The organism is Ferruginibacter sp. SUN002 (assembly GCF_050611725.1).
In the GTDB taxonomy this organism is placed as follows: domain Bacteria; phylum Bacteroidota; class Bacteroidia; order Chitinophagales; family Chitinophagaceae; genus Ferruginibacter.
Genome location: NZ_JBODJB010000001.1, coordinates 1,535,660 through 1,555,200 on the forward strand (window position 1 = coordinate 1,535,660; position 19,541 = coordinate 1,555,200).

Annotated in this window: 25 protein-coding genes; 20 read left to right on the forward strand and 5 right to left on the reverse strand. The window is 36.1% G+C overall.

All coding sequences use genetic code 11. The features are described 5' to 3' along the window. Window positions 1-63 precede the first annotated feature (63 nt). From rpmC to ACQ33O_RS06880, 16 genes are all read left to right on the forward strand, one after another. The gene (rpmC, locus tag ACQ33O_RS06805) at window positions 64-273 is read left to right on the forward strand and encodes a 50S ribosomal protein L29 (protein ID WP_430994814.1); all 210 of its coding nucleotides are present in this window, start codon (window positions 64-66) and stop codon (window positions 271-273) included. A gap of 22 nt (window positions 274-295) precedes the next feature. Further along, window positions 296-568 (forward strand): 30S ribosomal protein S17, encoded by a 273-nt coding sequence (gene rpsQ, locus ACQ33O_RS06810; protein ID WP_430994815.1) that lies wholly within the window; start codon window positions 296-298, stop codon window positions 566-568. Window positions 569-675: 107 nt separating this feature from the next. After that, window positions 676-1,044, forward strand: a complete 369-nt coding sequence (gene rplN, locus ACQ33O_RS06815; RefSeq protein WP_430994816.1) for a 50S ribosomal protein L14 — start codon at window positions 676-678, stop codon at window positions 1,042-1,044. Window positions 1,045-1,149: 105 nt separating this feature from the next. Beyond that, on the forward strand, window positions 1,150-1,485 hold the full coding sequence (gene rplX / locus ACQ33O_RS06820) for a 50S ribosomal protein L24 (protein ID WP_430994817.1): 336 nt from the start codon (window positions 1,150-1,152) through the stop codon (window positions 1,483-1,485). Window position 1,486: 1 nt separating this feature from the next. After that, window positions 1,487-2,053, forward strand: coding sequence for a 50S ribosomal protein L5 (gene rplE / locus ACQ33O_RS06825; protein WP_430994818.1), 567 nt, complete (start codon window positions 1,487-1,489; stop codon window positions 2,051-2,053). Between the two features lie 15 nt (window positions 2,054-2,068). After that, complete coding sequence (rpsN, locus tag ACQ33O_RS06830) at window positions 2,069-2,338, forward strand: 30S ribosomal protein S14 (protein ID WP_430994819.1); 270 nt, start codon at window positions 2,069-2,071, stop codon at window positions 2,336-2,338. A gap of 105 nt (window positions 2,339-2,443) precedes the next feature. After that, the gene (gene rpsH, locus ACQ33O_RS06835) at window positions 2,444-2,842 is read left to right on the forward strand and encodes a 30S ribosomal protein S8 (RefSeq protein WP_430994820.1); all 399 of its coding nucleotides are present in this window, start codon (window positions 2,444-2,446) and stop codon (window positions 2,840-2,842) included. Window positions 2,843-2,916: 74 nt separating this feature from the next. Then, window positions 2,917-3,471, forward strand: a complete 555-nt coding sequence (rplF, locus tag ACQ33O_RS06840; protein WP_430994821.1) for a 50S ribosomal protein L6 — start codon at window positions 2,917-2,919, stop codon at window positions 3,469-3,471. Between the two features lie 126 nt (window positions 3,472-3,597). Then, the gene (rplR, locus tag ACQ33O_RS06845; RefSeq protein ID WP_430994822.1) at window positions 3,598-3,951 is read left to right on the forward strand and encodes a 50S ribosomal protein L18; all 354 of its coding nucleotides are present in this window, start codon (window positions 3,598-3,600) and stop codon (window positions 3,949-3,951) included. Between the two features lie 24 nt (window positions 3,952-3,975). Continuing rightward, a complete protein-coding gene (gene rpsE / locus ACQ33O_RS06850; RefSeq protein ID WP_430994823.1) occupies window positions 3,976-4,494 on the forward strand; it encodes a 30S ribosomal protein S5 in 519 nt (172 codons plus the stop codon). A gap of 80 nt (window positions 4,495-4,574) precedes the next feature. Next, window positions 4,575-4,757: a 50S ribosomal protein L30 gene (gene rpmD, locus ACQ33O_RS06855; protein WP_430994824.1), complete on the forward strand. Its 183-nt coding sequence runs from the start codon at window positions 4,575-4,577 to the stop codon at window positions 4,755-4,757. A 146-nt stretch (window positions 4,758-4,903) separates the two neighbouring features. Then, entirely contained in the window at window positions 4,904-5,353 is a 450-nt protein-coding gene (gene rplO, locus ACQ33O_RS06860) for a 50S ribosomal protein L15 (RefSeq protein ID WP_430994825.1), read from the forward strand. A 99-nt stretch (window positions 5,354-5,452) separates the two neighbouring features. After that, window positions 5,453-6,793 (forward strand): preprotein translocase subunit SecY, encoded by a 1,341-nt coding sequence (gene secY / locus ACQ33O_RS06865; RefSeq protein ID WP_430994826.1) that lies wholly within the window; start codon window positions 5,453-5,455, stop codon window positions 6,791-6,793. A 124-nt stretch (window positions 6,794-6,917) separates the two neighbouring features. After that, complete coding sequence (gene map, locus ACQ33O_RS06870) at window positions 6,918-7,724, forward strand: type I methionyl aminopeptidase (protein WP_430994827.1); 807 nt, start codon at window positions 6,918-6,920, stop codon at window positions 7,722-7,724. Window positions 7,725-8,181: 457 nt separating this feature from the next. Next, window positions 8,182-8,652: a transposase gene (locus tag ACQ33O_RS06875; protein ID WP_430994828.1), complete on the forward strand. Its 471-nt coding sequence runs from the start codon at window positions 8,182-8,184 to the stop codon at window positions 8,650-8,652. 237 nt (window positions 8,653-8,889) lie between these two features. Then, window positions 8,890-9,144, forward strand: coding sequence for a hypothetical protein (locus tag ACQ33O_RS06880; RefSeq protein WP_430994829.1), 255 nt, complete (start codon window positions 8,890-8,892; stop codon window positions 9,142-9,144). Between the two features lie 662 nt (window positions 9,145-9,806). Here ACQ33O_RS06880 and ACQ33O_RS06885 read toward each other — a convergent pair. Continuing rightward, complete coding sequence (locus ACQ33O_RS06885) at window positions 9,807-10,397, reverse strand: YiiX/YebB-like N1pC/P60 family cysteine hydrolase (protein ID WP_430994830.1); 591 nt, start codon at window positions 10,395-10,397, stop codon at window positions 9,807-9,809. A 43-nt stretch (window positions 10,398-10,440) separates the two neighbouring features. On the opposite strand from ACQ33O_RS06885, the gene ACQ33O_RS06890 reads away from it, so the two are divergent. After that, entirely contained in the window at window positions 10,441-11,664 is a 1,224-nt protein-coding gene (locus ACQ33O_RS06890; protein WP_430994831.1) for an NAD(P)/FAD-dependent oxidoreductase, read from the forward strand. Window positions 11,665-11,759: 95 nt separating this feature from the next. Here the strand turns inward: ACQ33O_RS06890 and ACQ33O_RS06895 are convergent, their stop codons facing one another. Next, window positions 11,760-12,221 carry a hypothetical protein gene (locus ACQ33O_RS06895; protein WP_430994832.1) on the reverse strand — a complete coding sequence of 154 codons (462 nt, stop codon included), beginning with the start codon at window positions 12,219-12,221 and terminating at the stop codon, window positions 11,760-11,762. Window position 12,222: 1 nt separating this feature from the next. After that, a complete protein-coding gene (locus ACQ33O_RS06900; protein ID WP_430994833.1) occupies window positions 12,223-14,100 on the reverse strand; it encodes an Nramp family divalent metal transporter in 1,878 nt (625 codons plus the stop codon). A gap of 24 nt (window positions 14,101-14,124) precedes the next feature. Here ACQ33O_RS06900 and ACQ33O_RS06905 point away from each other — a divergent pair, with 24 nt between their 5' ends. Further along, on the forward strand, window positions 14,125-14,508 hold the full coding sequence (locus tag ACQ33O_RS06905) for a RidA family protein (RefSeq protein WP_430994834.1): 384 nt from the start codon (window positions 14,125-14,127) through the stop codon (window positions 14,506-14,508). Between the two features lie 132 nt (window positions 14,509-14,640). Further along, the gene (gene glgP, locus ACQ33O_RS06910; RefSeq protein ID WP_430994835.1) at window positions 14,641-16,293 is read left to right on the forward strand and encodes an alpha-glucan family phosphorylase; all 1,653 of its coding nucleotides are present in this window, start codon (window positions 14,641-14,643) and stop codon (window positions 16,291-16,293) included. Between the two features lie 66 nt (window positions 16,294-16,359). Here the strand turns inward: glgP and ACQ33O_RS06915 are convergent, their stop codons facing one another. Next, window positions 16,360-17,223 carry a DUF6263 family protein gene (locus ACQ33O_RS06915; protein ID WP_430994836.1) on the reverse strand — a complete coding sequence of 288 codons (864 nt, stop codon included), beginning with the start codon at window positions 17,221-17,223 and terminating at the stop codon, window positions 16,360-16,362. A 146-nt stretch (window positions 17,224-17,369) separates the two neighbouring features. Beyond that, window positions 17,370-17,570, reverse strand: a complete 201-nt coding sequence (locus tag ACQ33O_RS06920; protein ID WP_430994837.1) for a cold-shock protein — start codon at window positions 17,568-17,570, stop codon at window positions 17,370-17,372. A gap of 250 nt (window positions 17,571-17,820) precedes the next feature. Between ACQ33O_RS06920 and ACQ33O_RS06925 the strand changes: the two genes are divergently transcribed. Beyond that, window positions 17,821-19,476, forward strand: a complete 1,656-nt coding sequence (locus tag ACQ33O_RS06925) for a glycoside hydrolase family 28 protein (protein WP_430994838.1) — start codon at window positions 17,821-17,823, stop codon at window positions 19,474-19,476. Window positions 19,477-19,541: the final 65 nt, after the last annotated feature.

Genomic DNA, 19,541 nt, shown 5'->3' on the forward strand with positions numbered 1-19,541 from the left:
AAAATGTGACGATGGTTCACAATCTTCAAATCTCCAAATTATCAAATTACCAAATTAATAACAATGTCAAAGAAAGTAGATTTTTTAGCGAGCATAAACAGTTTAAGTCTTGAAGACTTAAAAGCTAAGATAGCTGAAGACGAATTGCGTCTTAAGAAAGTATCTTTTGCTCACAGTATTTCTCCATTGGAGAATCCGGTAAGTTTACGTTTTATGCGTAAAGACCTGGCTCGTTTAAAAACAGCATTAAGAAAAAAAGAATTAGGATTTTAATTGATCCATAAAAATTTCAACAATGAGTGAAGTAACAACAATAGCAAGAAACCTGCGTAAAACGAAATTAGGCGTAGTGTCTAGCAACAAAATGGATAAAACCATTACTGTTAATGTAGAAAGAAAAGTAAAGCATCCGCTTTATGGAAAATTCGTAAAGAAATCTACAAAATTCCATGCGCATGACGAGAAAAACGAATGCAGCATCGGTGATACTGTAAGAATTATGGAATCTCGTCCTTTGAGCAAAACAAAGCGTTGGAGATTGGTAGAGATCGTTGAAAAAGTGAAATAATAAAAAGCTTAAAGCTATTAGCTTCAAGCCACAAGTAAAAATTAAAACGCCGAAAGCCAAAAGCTGTTTCTTGCAGCTTGTAGCTTGAAGCTCAAAGCTAAATAAAAATGATTCAGCAAGAAAGTAGATTAAACGTAGCAGATAACAGCGGTGCCAAAGAGGTTTTGTGTATTCGTGTGTTAGGCAACTCTGGTCAGGACTACGCTAAAATCGGTGATAAAATAGTTGTTACTGTAAAAGATGCAATGCCTGCCGGTGGTATCAAAAAGGGTACTGTTAGTAAAGCTGTTATCGTTCGTACAACAAACAAATTACGTCGTAAAGACGGTTCTTATATCCGTTTTGACGACAACGCAGTAGTGTTGTTGAACAATTCAGATGAACCAAGAGGTACACGTATTTTTGGCCCGGTGGCTCGTGAATTAAGAGATAAAGGCTATATGAAAATCATTTCATTAGCTCCGGAAGTATTATAAAAACCAGCTTCAAGCTATTAGCTTCAAGCCTCAAGAAAAAAATAAATGCTAAAAGTGAAAAGTTGCCCTTGCAGCTTGTAGCTTGAAGCTCAAAGCTTAAATAAAATGAGTACAAGATTTAAACAAAAGTTCAGCATTAAAAAGGGAGATAGCGTAATTGTTATCACCGGCGAAGATAAGGATCTTAAAAAGCCACGTAAAGTGTTGGAGGTAATTGTAGAAAAAAGCAGAGTGTTAGTAGAAGGTGTTAACATCGTAACTAAACACACAAAGCCAACTTCTCAAAACACCAAAGGTGGTATCGTTAAGGTAGAAGCGCCAATAGCTATTTCTAATGTAATGCTTTGGGATGCTAAAGCCGGTGCGCCAGCTAAAGTAAAACGTACCAGAGAGAACGGTAAATTAATTCGTGTATCAAAAAAATCAGGGGAGGTAATCTAACATGGCAACAACAACATATACTCCAAGATTAGCGGACAAATACTCTAAAGAAGTTGTTCCTGCTTTAATGAAAAAATTTGGTTATAAAACCATTATGCAAGCGCCTAAATTAACCAAGATCTGTTTGAATCGTGGTGTGAACGGGGCTGTAGCAGATAAAAAATTAGTTGATATCGCTGTAGAAGAGTTAACAACTATTACCGGTCAAAAAGCCGTAGCAACGATGTCTAAAAAAGATATCTCAAACTTTAAATTACGTAAGAACATGCCTATCGGTGCAAGAGTTACTTTACGTGGTGTAAAAATGTTTGAATTCTTAGACAGATTTGTTTCTGTTTCTTTACCACGTGTACGTGATTTCAAAGGTGTAAATGATAAAGCATTCGACGGAAGAGGTAACTATACATTAGGTATCACTGAACAAATTATTTTTCCTGAAATTGATATCGATAAAGTGAATAAGATTACTGGTATGGACATCACTTTCGTAACAACAGCTAATACAAACGAAGAAGCGTATGAATTGTTGAAAGAATTGGGAATGCCATTTAAAAACGTAAAAAAATAATTAATAAAATAGAACATGGCAAAAAAATCAATTGAAGCCAGGCAAAGAAAGCGTGAAGCAATGAACGCTAAATATGCTGAAAAAAGAGCAGCCTTAAAAGCAGCCGGTGATTACAAAGCGTTAGATGCATTGCCAAAAAATGCTTCTCCCGTTCGTTTAAAAAATCGTTGCCAATTAACAGGCCGTCCAAGAGGGTACATGAGACATTTCGGAATTTGTAGAAATGCTTTCCGTGACATGGCTTCTCAAGGGAAAATACCGGGTGTTGTAAAAGCAAGCTGGTAAAACAATGTGCTGATTAGCCGATGTGCTAATAAGCCGATTGAAAAAATAAAAATTTAAAAAGGTTCGATGTGCTTCACTGTACATCAGCAAATTAAAAAATATATTATGGTAACAGATCCTATAGCAGATTTTCTTACAAGAATCCGTAATGCACAGATGGCTAACCATCGTATTGTGGAAATTCCTGCGTCTAATTTGAAAAAACGCATGACCGAGATCTTGTACGACAAAGGTTACATTTTAAAATACAAATTTGAAGATGATAGCAAACAAGGCGTTATTAAAATAGCGTTGAAGTATGATGCATCTACAAAATTGCCTGTAATTCAAAGTTTAGAAAGAGTAAGCCGTCCGGGTTTACGTACTTATGCTAAACCAGATGAATTTAAAAGAGTAAAGAACGGATTGGGTATTGCCATCGTTTCTACCTCTAAAGGTGTAATGACCGACAAAGAAGCAAAAGCTCAAAATGTTGGTGGTGAAGTATTGTGTAATATTTACTAAGAAATACAGATCGACAATTAAGCCTAAGTCGTGGCTGAACACGATCAATTATAAAAACAAATAATAAATCGACTATGTCTAGAATAGGAAAAAAACCGGTAGAGATCACTTCAGGTGTTACAATAACAGTTGGTGCTGATAATGTAGTTACTGTTAAAGGACCAAAAGGTGAATTGAAACAGGCGGTTGACAGAGATATTAAACTGGAAATTAAAGACGGAACTTTAGAATTAGTTCGTCCTACAGACCAGATCCGCCACAGAGCAATGCACGGTTTATATCGTTCATTGATCGCTAATATGGTGAAAGGTGTTACTGAAGGATACAAAAAGCAAATGGAACTAGTGGGTGTAGGTTTTAAGGCAGCTAATCAGGGTAACTTATTAGATCTTGCTTTAGGTTATTCTCACAATATCATTTTTGAAATACCAAAAGAATTAAAAGTTGTTACTTCTCAAGAAAAAGGTCAAAATCCAATCATTACTTTAGAAGGATCTGACAAACAATTACTTGGCGCTGTATGTGCTAAATTACGTAGCCTGCGTAAACCAGAACCTTACAAAGGTAAAGGTGTGAAATTTGTAGGTGAGGTATTGAGAAGAAAAGCAGGTAAATCAGCAGGTAAGTAACAAGGTTTAAAATGTTGTAAACGTTTAAAAGGTTCAGCAAGTTAAAACCTATTAAAGTTCTTCAACCTTTTCAGCCTATTAAACAAAATAACAATCCCGGCAGAATCGGGGTAAAAAATAAAGGTTATGAATAACAAATCAAGTGCAAGAGTAAAGATAAAATACCGCATCCGTAAAAAAGTTAGCGGTGTAAGTGTAAAACCACGTTTAAGTGTTTTCAGAAGTAATTCTGATATCTATGCTCAATTGATCAATGATGATAATGGTACAACATTGGCATCTGCATCATCAAAAGATAAAGATATCTTAGCTCAAAAAGTAAACAAAACTGAAAAAAGTAAATTAGTAGGAAATGCTATCGCAAAGAAAGCTTCTGAACTAGGTGTTACTACAGTAGTTTTTGATCGTGGCGGATATATCTATCATGGAAGAGTAAAAGCAGTAGCTGAAGGTGCTCGTGAAGGCGGATTACAATTTTAATTTAAAATTTCTAATAACAAATACATGTTAAAAGCAAACGATAACAGAGTAAAAGCAGGCGACTTAGAGTTGAAAGAAAAAGTTGTTGCTATCAACCGTGTTGTAAAAACAACAAAAGGTGGCCGTGCATTTAGTTTTTCTGCCCTTGTAGTAGTAGGTAATGGCGCTGGTGTTGTGGGTCAAGGTTTAGGTAAAGCTAAAGAAGTACAAGAAGCAATTACTAAAGGTATTGAAGATGCAAAAAAGAATTTGATAAAAGTTCCTATCATGCATGGTACTATACCTCACGATCAATGGACCAAAGAAGGTGCTGCAAAAGTGTTGATCAAACCAGCCGCACATGGTACCGGTGTAATTGCCGGAGGTAGCATGAGAGCTGTTTTGGAAGCTGCAGGTGTAACTGACGTATTGGCTAAAAACTTAGGTTCTGCTAACCCTACTAACGTGGTAAAAGCAACTGTAAAAGCATTAGCATCTTTACGTGAGCCGGTTTCTGTTGCAAAAACAAGAACTATTTCTTTGAAGAAAGTATTTAACGGGTAAAATGTTATAAGTAATGAGTAGTAAGTAATAAGATTGTTTTATGCTTACAACCTACGACTTACAACTTAAAACTATATAAAATGGCTAAGATTAAAGTAACACAAATAAAAAGCGTAATTGACAGACCTGAGCGTCAGAAGAGAACTATGCAAGCGCTGGGTTTAAGAAAATTAAACGCTACTGTTGAAGTAGAAGCTACTCCTCAAATTTTAGGAATGGTAACTAAGGTTAACCATTTAATTAAAGTAGAAGAGGTTAAGTAATTTGCAAATGTGCCAATATGCCAATCTGCAAATGGTTACTAGCAACAGATAAACTTTAAATTGAATTTTGCACATTTGCATATTTGCTAATCTGCACATTAATAACAAGCGAGGGGTGATACCCCGTAAGTACAAAATCAAAAAATATGAAATTACACGAATTAAGACCAGCAAAAGGAGCAACGCACAAAGCAATCCGTATCGGTCGTGGCGAAGCAAGTGGTAAAGGTGGTACATCTACAAAAGGTAACAAAGGTGGACAAAGTCGTGCCGGTTATAAAAGCAAACCAGCTTTTGAAGGTGGACAGATGCCAATTCAACGCCGTGTTCCAAAACGTGGGTTTAAAAATATTAACCGTGTTGAATACAAAGTGATCAACGTAGGTAAAATAGATCATTACGCTGAAAAATATGGTATTACTGAATTCAGCTTGCAAAATCTATACATTAACGGTTTAATCAGCCAGTTTGATAGCGTTAAGATCTTAGGTGTAGGAGAAATTAAAGGAAAATATTCTTTTAAAGTAAATGCGGTAAGTGAAAAAGCAAAAACTGCAATTGAAGCTGCCGGTGGTTCAGTAGAGATAATTAAATAATTTAACGATATTTGCGGACGCATTTCTACTTGCCTTTATTTGGCAGGGTTGAAAAGCGTCTTTTTTCTTTTAATCAAAATATTTAAATCGCTTAAGTCTGTGAAGAAATTCATTCAAACATTAAAGAATATCTGGAGCATTGAAGAGCTGCGGAAGAAAATATTATTTACCCTATTACTCATATTTATTTATCGTGTTGGTTCGTACATCGTATTGCCAGGTATCGATCCTAATAAATTAGAGAACCTAAGTAAAAGCACTCAAAGCGGTATGCTTGGTTTGTTAGATGCTTTTGTTGGTGGTGCGTTTTCTAAAGCGTCCATCTTTGCATTGGGTATCATGCCTTATATTTCTGCATCTATCTTTATGCAGTTGATGACAATTTTAGTTCCTCAAATGGCTAAAATTCAAAAAGAAGGAGAGAGTGGCAGAAAGAAGATCAATCAATGGACACGTTATCTAACAGTAATTGTTACTGCGTTTCAGGCTGCTGCCTATATCGGTTATCTTAAAAGCCCGGCTAATGCTGAAGCTTTGATCCAGTCTTTCAGCAGTTATTTTGTTCTTTCTACTGTGATCATTTTAACAGTAGGTACTTTGTTTGTAATGTGGTTGGGTGAAAAAATCACTGATAAAGGTTTAGGCAATGGTACTTCTATCATTATTATGATGGGTATCCTTGCAAGATTGCCACAAGCATTCATTCAGGAATGGACATCAAGAGCTGCTAAAGGTGGTGGTGGTTTGTTGATCTTCTTAATTGAAATTGCATTTTTAGTTGCCATCATCATGGGACTGATCATGTTAATTCAAGGTACAAGAAGAGTGCCTGTAAACTACGCTAAACAAATTGTTGGTAATAAACAATTGGGTGGTGCAAGAAACTTCTTACCATTGAAAGTAAATGCATCGGGTGTAATGCCGATCATCTTTGCTCAGGCAATTTTGTTCTTACCTACTATTTTCTCAGGATTTACCGGTGGCGGATGGGCTAAATATTTTACAGATCATACCAATGTTATTTATATGTTGGTGTATTCTTTCTGTGTAATTGCATTTACCTTTTTATATACTGCTTTGATCTTTAATCCTAAGCAAATGGCAGAAGATCTTAAGCGTAGTAATGGGTTTATACCGGGTGTAAAACCAGGCCAGCCAACTGCAGATTATATCGGTACCATTATGGATAGAATTACTTTACCGGGAGCTGTATTACTTGCTTTTGTTGGTATTCTTCCGGGTATATTCCAATTGGTGTTTAATACGCAACAAGGTTTTGCAAGTTTTTATGGTGGTACTTCTTTATTAATTATGGTTGGTGTAATTTTAGATACATTACAACAAATAGAAACTCAATTATTAATGCGTCAATACGATGGGTTAATGAGCGGTGGAAGAATTCAGGGAAGACAAACACAAACTGTAGCTTCGGGTATGTAAACCCCCATCCCCTGAAGGGGAGTAAGGCAATAGCATAAAATTATATAAACCCCGACGTTGTTGTCGGGGTTTGTTTTTAAATAATATTTTTAATTTTTATTTTCCCTTTAGGGGATAGGGGTATATGATCCATTATAAAACAAAAGACGAAATTGAGCTGATGCGTCAAAGCAGTTTACTGGTAAGTAAAACACTGGCGGAGGTTGCTAAGATCATTAAGCCGGGTATAACTACTCTGGAGATAGATAGTTTTGCTGAACAATTTATTCTGGATAATGGTGCCAAGCCTTCATTTAAAGGTTACGGTAAGCCTGCTTTTCCTTTTGCCTGCTGTATTTCTGTGAACGATGCGGTGGTGCATGGGTTTCCTACTAATGATGCATTGAGGGAAGGTGATATTGTATCGGTTGATGTGGGTGTTTTTAAAAACGGGTTTCATGGTGATAGCGCTTATACCTTTGCGTTAGCAGGTGTTACTGATGATGTAAAAAAGTTATTAGCGGTTACAAAGGCCTCTTTGTACAAGGGTATTGAGAAGGCTGTACATGGTAACCGTATTGGAGATATTTCTTTTGCGATTCAACATTATACAGAGAAAGAGCATGGTTATGGTGTTGTAAGAGATCTTGTAGGGCATGGTTTGGGTGAACATTTACATGAAGACCCACAGGTGCCAAATTATGGTAAAAAGGGCACAGGGGCTAAATTACTTGAAGGGTTGGTTATTGCAATTGAACCAATGATCAATATGGGTACAAAAAATGTTTATCACGATAAAGATGGCTGGACCATCAGAACGGAAGATGGTAAGCCAGCTGCACATTTTGAACATAATGTTGCTGTGCGGAAAGGAAAGGCAGATGTGCTTTCGTCTTTTGCTGAGATTGAGGCTTCGGAGAAGGGGAATGCGAATTTGTGTTCGGATTATTGATTCTTATTAGAATGAAATATATAGGCCCTGTACATTTTGTGCAGGGCTTTTTTTATCAGTATTCTCTACTTTTTTTCTTGACAAAAAAAGTAGCCCCGAAATAATCGGGATGTGCCACAAAAAAGTCAAGGACAAATAAATGGCTCTCCCGATTTTATCGGGACAAGCTGGCGCTTTGTCCGGCCAACGCCACGTGAGCAGTGTTTGGTTTGTTTGGAAAGCTTTATATATGCTAGAATGATTGAAGTGGTATTTTGTTTTTTTTGCCCTTGTTGGTGTTCCATCTACGCTTCAATCTTCGCCGTTGTTTGGTCTTATGACCAACAACGAATAATTTATATCATAAAAAACAACCCTTTCGATTTGTTTATCGTCTTTTGATATAATTATTATTCAAACATATAAATATGCCACAGCTTTATTCTGACTACTGGCCTACATTTTTTACTGCACAATTTTGGAATGGAAGCCATTGTTAAAAGAGAATAAATATAAAGATGAAATAGTTAAAAGTCTACAATTTTTAGTGGAACAAAAGAGAATACGTCTATACGCTTTTGTAATAATGAGCAATCATATCCACTTAATTTGGCAGGCACTTCCCGGTCACACTCCGGGAAAAATTCAATTAAGTTTTATGAAATACACGTCACAACAAATAAAATTCGATCTTCAAAAATCTAATATAAATTTATTAAATCAGTTTAAAGTAGAGGCAAAAGATAGAAAATATCAATTTTGGGAACGTAATGCTCTTTCTATAGAATTGCGAAAAGGAAAAGTTTTTGATCAAAAAATTGAGTATTTGCATTTAAATCCGGTAAAAGCAGGATTGTGTAATTATCCAGAGGAATATTATTATTCATCAGCAAAATTTTATTTAACAGGCATAGATGATTTTAAAATGCTCACTCATTATAATGAGTAAAAACTTATTCTTAAATTTGATATTCATCGTTGGTGTATAACACACAACGATGGCGAAGATTGGAGCGTAGATGGAACACCAACAAGGGCGAAAGCCTTTTCAGACTATTTAACTTCAATAAATAATAACACCACATTTGATTTTTCTGCTCCTACGACAATAATTAATCAGAATGAAAAAATTGAAACAGCTAGAATTAATCTAACATTTATTGGTGGTGTTGAAATTTTTGCAAAATTGAAAAAAGAAGGTACAAATTGGATAGTAACTGATATTACTTCTAGTGATTATGGAGTTACGCTTGGATGGGAATGGAATCAGCAATCATTTACGCAAAGCACTTCTGGAAACGAAATAATTGTCGATGTTTATGGCTTTATTGATTACAATATTTTAATAGATGGATTAGGAACCCTTTATAAGAAAAAACAACATTACCAGTTAAAAATAAATAGCCAAACTGGTAAAATAACATATTTAGCAAAAAAATAAACACAAAATTATGGAAATTAAAAGCATTGATTTAGGGCTATTAGTTTGGTCATTTGTTTGTCTCATTGTTGTTGGGCTGTTATCATACTATATATTTAAATTAGGTAATAGAGCAAGTAAGAAACGAAAACTAAAATAAATAACAGTTCTGACAGGTTCGGGTACAGGAAACAGAAAGTTTAATATTGTTTCCTGAACCAAGGCAAAGAGCAACCGGGCGGTAACCTGGTGGAAGGAATGGTAATTGCTATTGAACCCCTGATCAATATGGCTACTAAAAATGTGTACCACGATAAAGATGGCTAGACCATAGGCACTGAAGATAGAAAACCTGCCGCTCATTTTGAGCATAATGTTGTTGTACAAAAAGGGAAAGCAGATGTGCTTTCTTCATTTGCAGAAATAGAAGCGGCTGAGAAGGGTAATGGAAATTTGTGTTCTGTGATGACTATTCATTGATAATATCATTCAACATTTTTAGCCCTGTACATTTTGTGCAGGGCTTTTTTGAATAGGCTGTATAAGTTAAAAGTGCTTGCGTGAGGGATTGAAGCGGAAATCCTTTTTGTGAGGAACGAACAAAAAGATTGCAGCGTAAAGCCCGACCCAAAGGGGCACGCCATGATATTTTCATGCCCGGCACTAAAGCACCAGGCTATTCGTTACAATACTCTATACCGCATCTCCACTCTTTCATCTTTCCAAATATGATCAGGGCTGATATAACTATCTCTGAATTTAAAGAGGACTCCGGTTTTGGCATAAATGGCTTGTACTAATTCTGAACAGATATATGATTTGTTTCTTTCCCGTTTACCTATTTTGAAAAGAATACGAAGCATTATTCTGAATATTTCCCAATTATCGTATGGTCTGGTTAGTTCATCCAAACCAAAGCTGATGCCTTTATTCAGACTTTCTTTATTGACTTCTACATTTAATTTAGAGATAAACACTTTTCCTTTATACGGCCGCTTGGTTCCTTTATAATCTCTTAAGTATTTGGTCAGGGGCATTAGTCTGATACCAACGCTTGGTTCGGCTTCTAATACTAATACTCTTCCAAGCTCTTCATCTTTGTAAATTACGGCTACATGGCTCCAGGTGCTTTTGGTCAATCGTTGTATGATGCCGGAGAAAAGATAATTGCCACTGCAAAATAGAATATCTCCTGTTTTTAGAAATGGCCTTATTTTCTCGTAAGAAATAGTAGAAATATTTTTTAATTCTTTAGGAGATAACGCATTTGCCATTTAAGTATGTATTTTTATTTTTCTAAGGTACGAATTGGATACTATGAAAAGAAAAAGATTGATAGTAATTGGTGGTGGTGCTGCAGGCTTTTTTTGTGCAGTGAATGCGGCAAGAATGAATGAATTGCTGGAAGTGATCATTGTTGAAAAAACGAGCAAATTGTTGAGTAAGGTTAAGGTGAGTGGCGGTGGTCGTTGTAATGTTACACACCATTGTTTCAGCATTGCGGATATGGTTAAAAAATATCCAAGGGGTGAAAGTTTTTTGAAAAAAGCGTTTCATCATTTTTTTACTTCGGATACGATTGCATGGTTTAAAGAAAGAGGAGTGGAATTAAAAGCTGAGGCCGATGGAAGGATGTTTCCGATTACTGATTCATCGCAAACCATTATTGATTGTTTGATGAAGGAGGTGAACAGGTTTGGGGTGGAGATCATGATGGGGAAGGAAGTGAGAGCGGTGACCTTGGACCATGGTCAATGGTCAATTGTCTTTAATTCTGGGAGTACAATAGTGGCAGACTATGTATGTATTGCCAGTGGCGGTTATCCTAAGTCTGTACAATTTGATTGGTTGAAACAAACAGGTCATACTATTGTAGAACCAACTCCATCTTTATTTACGTTCAATATGCCGGGGAATGCTATTACTGCATTGATGGGTATTACTGTGGAAAATGTTACCGTAAAGATCATCGGTAGTAAATTAACAGAATCGGGCCCTTTATTGATCACACACTGGGGTATGAGTGGACCGGCAATATTGAAGTTGTCTGCATGGGGAGCAAGAGAATTGAAAGCTAAAAATTATGAGTTTGGAATTATTGTGAACTGGTTGCCTGCTTATAATGAGAACAGTTTAAGAGAGCAGTTTCAAAAAATACGTTTTGATATTGCAGCACAGAAAATAGTTAATAGAAATCCGTTTGCATTACCGCAAAGATTGTGGCAATATTTTTTACAACAGTCTGGTATAAACGAAGATATGCGTTGGGCTGATCTGCCGGCGAAGGAGCAAAATAAACTGATCAAGCATTTATGTGCTCAGGAATTTGCTGTAAAGGGTAAAACAACTTTTAAAGAAGAGTTTGTAACGGCAGGAGGAGTGGCACTTACGGATGTAGATCATAATACTATGCAGAGCAAAATTATTCCGAAATTATTTTTTGCAGGCGAAGTGCTGGATATTGATGGTGTAACCGGAGGTTTTAATTTTCAAAATGCATGGACGACAGCTTTTATAGCTGCGAAAGCAATAGGAAAATAGATGTGCTGATGTGACAATATGCTGATGTACTAATTTTATAAAATTGAAAGTTTCTGCTTTTTATCAGCACATCAGCATATCGACAAATTAGCACATTAACTTCTCTCCATCCAATCCTTCTCTTTTTCATCGCCACTTGCAGTTGCCATGGCAGTAAAGAACAATAATAGTATTTGAGCAATGATTGCCCAGTAAGACTTTTCATCTAATAAAGCCAACCATTCATTCTTAACGCCAAAGAAATGTAGGGATAACATTACTAAACTGCTGAGGCACAACAACGTACCTATAACCATTAGTATTTGTGCAATTAGTTTTGATATTTTTCCTTTGGAGAGCAGTATTTTTTTATACATATACCGGTAACCTGCAAAAAAGATCAGGTAAGGTATAATGGTAACCATAATTCCGAAGAAACTTTCAAAGCCCGGAATATTAAATAGCGTAATGGCAAAGAGTTTCAGCGTATAAAATACGCCTATGATCAAAAGCAATCCTCCTAGAATTCCTCCAATCAACAGGATCATTAATCTGGAATATTTTTCAAAATCGTTCATCTTAAATATTTACAACCAGTACAGGTATTTTTAATTCGTGTCTTACAGAGTTTACAGTTTCTCCGTAAATAAAGTCTTTTAATCCGGTATGCCCGTGAGCTCCTACAACTAACATATCGGCATCAACTTCTTTTACAATGCGTACAATTTCCTTTGCTCTGTTTCTGAAACCGATAAATCCTTCGCTTGCCAATTCGAGTTTTTGTAATTGCATTACATAGCTGTCCATACGCTCTTTGTCTTTTCTTGTTTCAAAATCATCACTTTCTTGTCCGAGCATTTTTGCTGATGCACTTTCTACAATGTGTACCATGTAGTAGTGAGTGTTTGCATTGCCTTGTCCTATTGCGAAGGCTAATAGTTTTTCATCATTATCCGAAAAATCTAAAGCAATAGCTATTTTATTAAATACAGGTACTTCAAGATTTTTCAATTCATGAATGTCGGGGTGCATTTGTATTGCTTTAGTATCTTCTTGTTTTTTAGAAATAAACGGATGAAAAACTATATAGATGAGTAAACTCACAAACAATAATCCGAATGCTATCAGAATGATTTTTGGGAAGAAAGCAGGTGCCGTAAAAACCGGGATTGCTTCGTCAATCAGCATTTTAATGTTTAAAGAAATGAGCACTGTAGCTATGGCCCATGCGGCAATTCTTGTGATCAGGTTAATGGAAAAATTGCCCATTTTTTTCTTATCGCTAACGAAATGTATCAACGGTATAATTGCAAATCCTAACTGCAGACTTAATATCACCTGACTGAAAATCAACAACGCACCAATATTTTCTTCTCCATAAATAATTATCACGATCAGTGCTGGTATAATGGCCAATAACCTTGTTATTAACCTTCTTACCCATGGGTTAATGCGTAAGCTTAAGTAGCCTTCCATGATTATTTGACCTGCCAGTGTACCGGTAATGGTACTGCTTTGTCCTGCCGCAATTAATGCCACAGCAAAAAGTACCGGAGCTGCATTTCCTAAGAAATCCGGCAATAATCTGTGAGCATCTTTAATTTCTGCTACATCAGAATTACCGGATTTGTAAAATACCGTTGCTGCCATTATCAATATAGCAGCGTTTACAAAGAAAGCCAGATTGAGAGCAATGGTACTATCAATACGATTGAATTTTAATGCCTGCTTTATACCTGCATCTGTACGATCTATTTTTCTTGTTTGCACCAATGCTGAATGTAGATATAGATTATGCGGCATAACAGTTGCGCCGATAATACCTATTGCAATGTATAAAGCCTCTTTACTAAGGCCATGCGGAATTAAACCTTTCGCCACTTCTCCCAAAGCAGGTTTGGCTAATATGATCTCAATAAGAAAACATACAGCAACGATTGCAACAAGCGTTATAATGAAGGCTTCCATTTTACGCATACCCAGCCTTTGTAAATAGAGTAGTAAAAATGTATCCAGTACAGTAATAGAAACGCCCCAAACCAATGGCAAGCCGGTGAGCAATTGAATACCTATGGCCATACCGAGTACTTCGGCAAGGTCGCAGGCGGCAATAGCGATCTCAGCAAAAATGTATAAAATAAAATTTACTAATCTCGGGTATGCTTCTCTGTTAGCTTGTGCCAGATCACGACCTCTTACAATTCCCAAACGAGCCGATAGGCCTTGTAAAAGTAAAGCCATCAGGTTGCTCATCAACAATACCCATATCAGCGTATAGCCGAATTTACTACCTCCGGCAAGATCGGTAGCCCAATTGCCCGGGTCCATATATCCTACGCTAACAAGATACGCCGGTCCTAGGAATGCAAATATCCTTCTCCATCCGGTTCTTTTTTTTGTAGTAGTATCTACACTTTCGTGTACCTCACTCAGCGATAAATCTTTATTTTTATTCATTATTAACTGCAAATTTACACATATATGGCTGAAAGAGTAAAAATTGGTTCAGGCAGCAAATGGGAGGATATTGTAGGATATTCAAGAGCAATACGAGTTGGCAATATTGTTGAAGTAGCCGGCACAACTGCCATGGATGAGGATGTGTTGGTTGGTGAAAATGATGTTTATGTGCAAACACAATTTATCTTTAAAAAAATTGAGCATGCTCTACAAGCGGTTGGCAGCTCTCTAAATGATGTAGTGCGTACGAGGATGTATATAACCGACATTAGTAAATGGGAAGAAGCCGGGAAGGCACATGGAGAGATATTCAAAACCATTAAGCCTGTTGCAAGTATGGTAGAGGTAAAAGGATTGATAGATGAAAGGCTTTTGATTGAAATAGAAGTTACTGCTATTATATAATGTCCTGATTTGTACACTAAGATATAAGTCTTATTAATTTGTGTAAAAAATACACGATAATTTAATTGTCCGGACTTTTTTCCTGAATTTTTCCCCTAAATTTGCCCCCTAACCAAAAAGAGATAACGAGTTATGAGTTTTTCCAATTTTAAGGTTCCGTATCAGATCAATGAAAATTACAACAAAAAAGTTGCTTACTTCTCTATGGAGTTTGCAGTGCATCAACCATTAAAAATTTACAGTGGTGGTTTAGGTTTTCTTTCGGGCTCACACATGCGTAGTGCGTACGAGTTGAAACAAAATTTAGTAGGTATAGGTATCTTATGGAAATATGGGTACTATGATCAGGCTCGTAACCCTGATCAAACATTACAGGTTCAATGGAATGAAAAAATATATAATTTTTTAGAAGATACCGGTATCAAGTTTCAGATAACAGTACATGATCATCCGATATGGGTTAAAGCATTATATCTTAATCCGGAAACATTTAAGACAGCTCCAATGTTTTTGTTGAGCACAGACTTACCGGAAAACGATTATGTTACACAAACGATCTGTCACCGTTTATATGATGGTAATGTATCTACCAAAGTTGCTCAATTTATTTTGCTGGGTGTTGGTGGTGCTAAATTGATGGATGAATTAAATTTCAATCCTGATCTGTATCATTTAAACGAAGCACATGCAATCAGTGCGGCTTTTTACCTGCATCGGAAATTTGGAAATGTTGAAGATGTAAAAAAACGTTTAGTATTTACTACACATACACCTGAAGAAGCCGGTAATGAAAAGCATGATATTTTCCTTTGTGAAAAAATGAGTTATTTCTGCGGTATGCATTTGGATGATGTTCGTAAGATCACTGGTATGGAAGATGATCAATTCAACCATTCATTAGCTGCGTTACGTTTTGCAAAATTGGCGAACGGTGTTTCCCAATTACATGGAGAAGTGAGCAGAAAGATGTGGGGTAAGTATAAGGGTATTTGTGAGATCAAGGCAATTACCAATGCACAAAACTGGACTTATTGGGCAGATAAGCAATTGTATAAGGCTAAAGCTGAAGAAAATGATGTTTGGTTTGATGATAGAAAAAGATATTTGAAAAAAAGAGCCTTGGAAATTGTTGCCGATCAATCCGGCAAATTATTAGATCCGGATGTGCTGACCATTGTATGGGCTCGTCGTTTTGCAGGATATAAAAGAGCAGAGTTACTAACGAGAGACCTTAAACGCTTTGAAGCTTTATTAAGCAATAAGAAGTATCCGGTACAGATCATCTGGGCAGGTAAACCATATCCGTTAGATTATCCCGCTATCAATGATTTCAATCATCTGGTACATTTAAGCAAACAATATAAAAATGTTGCTGTGTGTGTTGGATATGAATTGTCGTTGAGCAAGCGTTTAAAACAAGCTGCGGATATTTGGTTGAATAACCCTCGTGTACCAAGAGAAGCAAGCGGTACAAGTGGCATGACTGCAGCGATGAATGGAGCTGTTAACTTTAGTACCAATGATGGATGGATCTGTGAGTTCATCAACAATGGCAACAATGGTTTTGTTGTTCCACCGATTGATTATGAAAATGTTCATGTGCAGGAACAGGATGAATACGATCTGAATCAATTATATGAAATTTTAGAAAAACAAATTCTACCGATTTATTACGATCAAAAAGATACCTGGAGACATATCGTTAAAAACGGTATGAGTGATGTGCAGGTTCAGTTTGATAGTAATCGTATGGCAGATGAGTATTATAAGATTCTATACAAATAATCTGACAATCGAATAAAAAAATAAAGGCTCCTGATAAGGGAGCCTTTATTTTTTTATATAATTATTTTACTGAACTTCAATTGTCGATGTGCTTTCTGTCGTACCCGTGATCGGTAAAGACATTCCCAGCATATCGGCAGATCCGTCAATAACGGTGGTAACATTTTTTTGTTGAATAATACCGGTCTTGAGGTCTACTTTTCTAACCTCATTAACAGTATTATTGATAGTAGCATCAAGGTCAATACCAAACTCAGGCATTTGTGTTTTTATTTTGGAAGATATTTTGCTAATGATCTTGATCGTTGCAATATCCGACTCTGTATTATCCCAGGTATAACTATTCGATATACGATTATCCTGATTGATTGTACTATCACTCCATGTATCACCCACTTTCTTGTTATTGGGTAGTAACATGAAACAGTTTTCCACTGCAGCAGGTTCTCCTATATTTGCTGACATAGCCTGACCTAAGATACCACTTAGGAGGTCGTCTTTTGCTATTGGGGCGAGGGCGTTTTTAGTAGTAGTATCTGTCAATTCTACGCTGCCATCTTTGTACAACGATAATTTGAACGGTACATTTATGTTTTTAGTAAGATCTTTTAACTCATTGGCGGAATCGGCATTATTCTCGCTGTCAAAACTTTTTTCGGTTCCCATCATATTAAATGCCAGCTTTAATTTTGTGGTAGTAAAATCAATAGCGTACTTATCTTTCGAAACATCTGTAACAAGTATATTTTTTGAAGCACTACTACTTGTTGTAATATCCATCGATTGTGTAATAGCATCGATCGATGTTGTACCCTTTAGTGTGGTAGCTAATTTCAGTAATTGATTTTTTTTCAGAACGATCTTTTCTGTTTGTGCAGAAATATTCAGCGATAATGCGATCGACAGAGTAAAGAATAAAATTTTTTTCATGTTTGAATAATGCGTTTTAATGCAGACGCAAATTTAATGGCAAATGGTTGTTTGTTTAGGTGTAATTAATATGAATTTAACAAGAAGACAAAAAAAGGGGCTGCATGTAGCAGCCCTGAACTTTATTAAGGAAAACTAATTTATAACTAAGCCAGTTTAACGTTAACGGCATTCATACCTTTTTTGCCTTCTTGTAGGTCAAACTCAACTTTATCACCTTCTTTAATGTCGTTTAGCAAACCGCTAACGTGTACAAAAGTTTCTTTGTTAGAGTCGTCGTGTTTAATGAAACCAAACCCTTTTTCTGAGTTGAAAAATTTTACGGTTCCTTGATTTTTTGTGTCCATTTTAAATTGTATTGTATTAATTAATGGCGTAAGGTAGGCTATTATTTCCACAATTTGGCAATTATTGCTGTTTCTTGAGTCTGTTAAAGCTTAGATAATAAGTGTTAACGGAACTCTAATTGGGCCGAATTTGAAATATTTGAGGCTAAAAAGGGTAATATTTGTCGGGAACGTTGACGCAATTAATCTTTAACCACAAATATTGTTAATGTAATTTTGATATTATTGCTTGTATAGAAAAAATATAAACATGATGAAAATATCTAATAGAAGTCTTCTTTCTCTTTTAAGACTAAGTTTTTTACCAATTGTTTTATTGCAGTTATTATCAATTAACACCAATGCACAGGTTAAAGATCTGGCATGGTATACTGCCAATGCTCCGTTTAAAATGCCTACGGTACCTATTCCGGTATTTGCAGATAAAACCTTTTCTATAGCAGATTTCGGTGGGGTTAATGATGGACAAACCTTGAACACGGTTGCGTTTGAAAAAACGATCGCTGCTTGTGTGGCTGCTGGTGGAGGTAAAGTAGTTGTACCTGCAGGTTTGTGGTTAACCGGGCCGATTCAATTGAAAAGTAATATTAATCTTGAAGTACAAAGAGGAGCAATTATCAATTTTACAAGTGATCATACGCAATACCCGATCATCAAAGCTTCAAACACAAGTACCAATTATCAACCGGCATCGCCAATTTATGGGTACGATCTTAAAAATATTGCGATCACAGGTGAAGGTATTATTGATGGAGCAGGAGATAGCTGGAGAGAAATGAAGAAAAGTAAAACAACTGAGGCACAATGGAAAAAACTAGTGGCTTCAGGTGGTGTTGTAAGTGAGGACGGTTCTATCTGGTGGCCAAGTAAAGAAGCAATGGAAGGTGGGGCATATATAAAAGCGTTAAAACAAAAATCAACAAAACTGACTGCTGCCGATTATTTGCCTGCAAGAGACGGTTTAAGACAACACATGGTTTTTTTAGTTAATTGCGAAAATGTTTTGATAGAAAATGTAACCATCAGAAACTCTCCGAAATTTATTTTTTATCCGAGCAAATGTACCAATGTTACTTTACGATATGCAAATTTCTATAACGAATGGTATGCACAAAATGGTGATGCTATTGATATCAGTGCTTGTGAAAATGTTGTAGTGTATAAATGTAATGTGAGTGCTGGTGATGATGCTATTTGTATGAAGAGTAGCAGAGGTAAAAGCGATCCGGCAGATGGATTTAATTTGCAAAATATATTAATTGCCGGTTGTACAGTGTACAATGGCCATGGCGGTTTTGTTATAGGCAGTAATACAGATGGCGGTATGCGTAATATTTTTGTAACCGATTGTAATTTTATCGGTACAGATATCGGTATTCGTGTAAAAAGCAATGCAGGCAGGGGTGGTGTAGTGAAAGATATTTATATCTGCAACATTTACATGAAAGACATTTTGCATGAAGCCATTTCTTTTGATACTTATTATGAAGATGTACCGGCCGGTGCAGTTAAAGATACTGTGCGTACCGTAAGAGATAAAACACCTGTGTTCAGTGATTTTCATATGAGTAATATTTTTTGTAATGGTGCAGAATCTGCTGTGAGTATTACTGGTTTGCCCGAAATGCCTATCCGAAAATTGTTTTTTGATAATGTTACAATTAGCGCAAAAAAAGGTTTTGAAGCAACAGATGCTGCTGATCTTAGTTTGAAGAACGTTAAATTAATTGTACCTACCGATAATGTATACACGCTGAATAATGTTCCGGGTGTTACAATAACGAATGGTTATTTTCCTGCGTCAGCTAAAACGTTGATCAAAGCAGATGCAAAATCAAAAGATGTGAAAGTTATATCTACAGACCTTCGAGGAGTGAAGGATGCGGTGCAGGTGAGTAAGAAGTAATTTTTTTAGTAGCAATCTTCAAGCTATAAGTTACAAGGAACAAGTTTGATATTTGAAAAAAATAT

What these genes read in the sequence shown, in the direction of transcription:
- rplX (WP_430994817.1), top strand. Translation starts at nt 1,150, where the DNA reads ATGAGTACAAGATTTAAACAAAAGTTCAGCATTAAAAAGGGAGATAGC.
- rpmD (WP_430994824.1), top strand. Translation starts at nt 4,575, where the DNA reads ATGGCTAAGATTAAAGTAACACAAATAAAAAGCGTAATTGACAGACCT.
- ACQ33O_RS06900 (WP_430994833.1), bottom strand. Translation starts at nt 14,100, where the DNA reads ATGAATAAAAATAAAGATTTATCGCTGAGTGAGGTACACGAAAGTGTA.
- ACQ33O_RS06895 (WP_430994832.1), bottom strand. Translation starts at nt 12,221, where the DNA reads ATGAACGATTTTGAAAAATATTCCAGATTAATGATCCTGTTGATTGGA.
- glgP (WP_430994835.1), top strand. Translation starts at nt 14,641, where the DNA reads ATGAGTTTTTCCAATTTTAAGGTTCCGTATCAGATCAATGAAAATTAC.
- rpsQ (WP_430994815.1), top strand. Translation starts at nt 296, where the DNA reads ATGAGTGAAGTAACAACAATAGCAAGAAACCTGCGTAAAACGAAATTA.
- rplF (WP_430994821.1), top strand. Translation starts at nt 2,917, where the DNA reads ATGTCTAGAATAGGAAAAAAACCGGTAGAGATCACTTCAGGTGTTACA.
- ACQ33O_RS06920 (WP_430994837.1), bottom strand. Translation starts at nt 17,570, where the DNA reads ATGGACACAAAAAATCAAGGAACCGTAAAATTTTTCAACTCAGAAAAA.
- rpmC (WP_430994814.1), top strand. Translation starts at nt 64, where the DNA reads ATGTCAAAGAAAGTAGATTTTTTAGCGAGCATAAACAGTTTAAGTCTT.
- ACQ33O_RS06885 (WP_430994830.1), bottom strand. Translation starts at nt 10,397, where the DNA reads ATGGCAAATGCGTTATCTCCTAAAGAATTAAAAAATATTTCTACTATT.
- ACQ33O_RS06905 (WP_430994834.1), top strand. Translation starts at nt 14,125, where the DNA reads ATGGCTGAAAGAGTAAAAATTGGTTCAGGCAGCAAATGGGAGGATATT.
- ACQ33O_RS06890 (WP_430994831.1), top strand. Translation starts at nt 10,441, where the DNA reads ATGAAAAGAAAAAGATTGATAGTAATTGGTGGTGGTGCTGCAGGCTTT.
- rplO (WP_430994825.1), top strand. Translation starts at nt 4,904, where the DNA reads ATGAAATTACACGAATTAAGACCAGCAAAAGGAGCAACGCACAAAGCA.
- rpsN (WP_430994819.1), top strand. Translation starts at nt 2,069, where the DNA reads ATGGCAAAAAAATCAATTGAAGCCAGGCAAAGAAAGCGTGAAGCAATG.
- rpsH (WP_430994820.1), top strand. Translation starts at nt 2,444, where the DNA reads ATGGTAACAGATCCTATAGCAGATTTTCTTACAAGAATCCGTAATGCA.
- map (WP_430994827.1), top strand. Translation starts at nt 6,918, where the DNA reads ATGATCCATTATAAAACAAAAGACGAAATTGAGCTGATGCGTCAAAGC.
- rplE (WP_430994818.1), top strand. Translation starts at nt 1,487, where the DNA reads ATGGCAACAACAACATATACTCCAAGATTAGCGGACAAATACTCTAAA.
- rpsE (WP_430994823.1), top strand. Translation starts at nt 3,976, where the DNA reads ATGTTAAAAGCAAACGATAACAGAGTAAAAGCAGGCGACTTAGAGTTG.
- rplR (WP_430994822.1), top strand. Translation starts at nt 3,598, where the DNA reads ATGAATAACAAATCAAGTGCAAGAGTAAAGATAAAATACCGCATCCGT.
- ACQ33O_RS06925 (WP_430994838.1), top strand. Translation starts at nt 17,821, where the DNA reads ATGATGAAAATATCTAATAGAAGTCTTCTTTCTCTTTTAAGACTAAGT.
- rplN (WP_430994816.1), top strand. Translation starts at nt 676, where the DNA reads ATGATTCAGCAAGAAAGTAGATTAAACGTAGCAGATAACAGCGGTGCC.
- ACQ33O_RS06915 (WP_430994836.1), bottom strand. Translation starts at nt 17,223, where the DNA reads ATGAAAAAAATTTTATTCTTTACTCTGTCGATCGCATTATCGCTGAAT.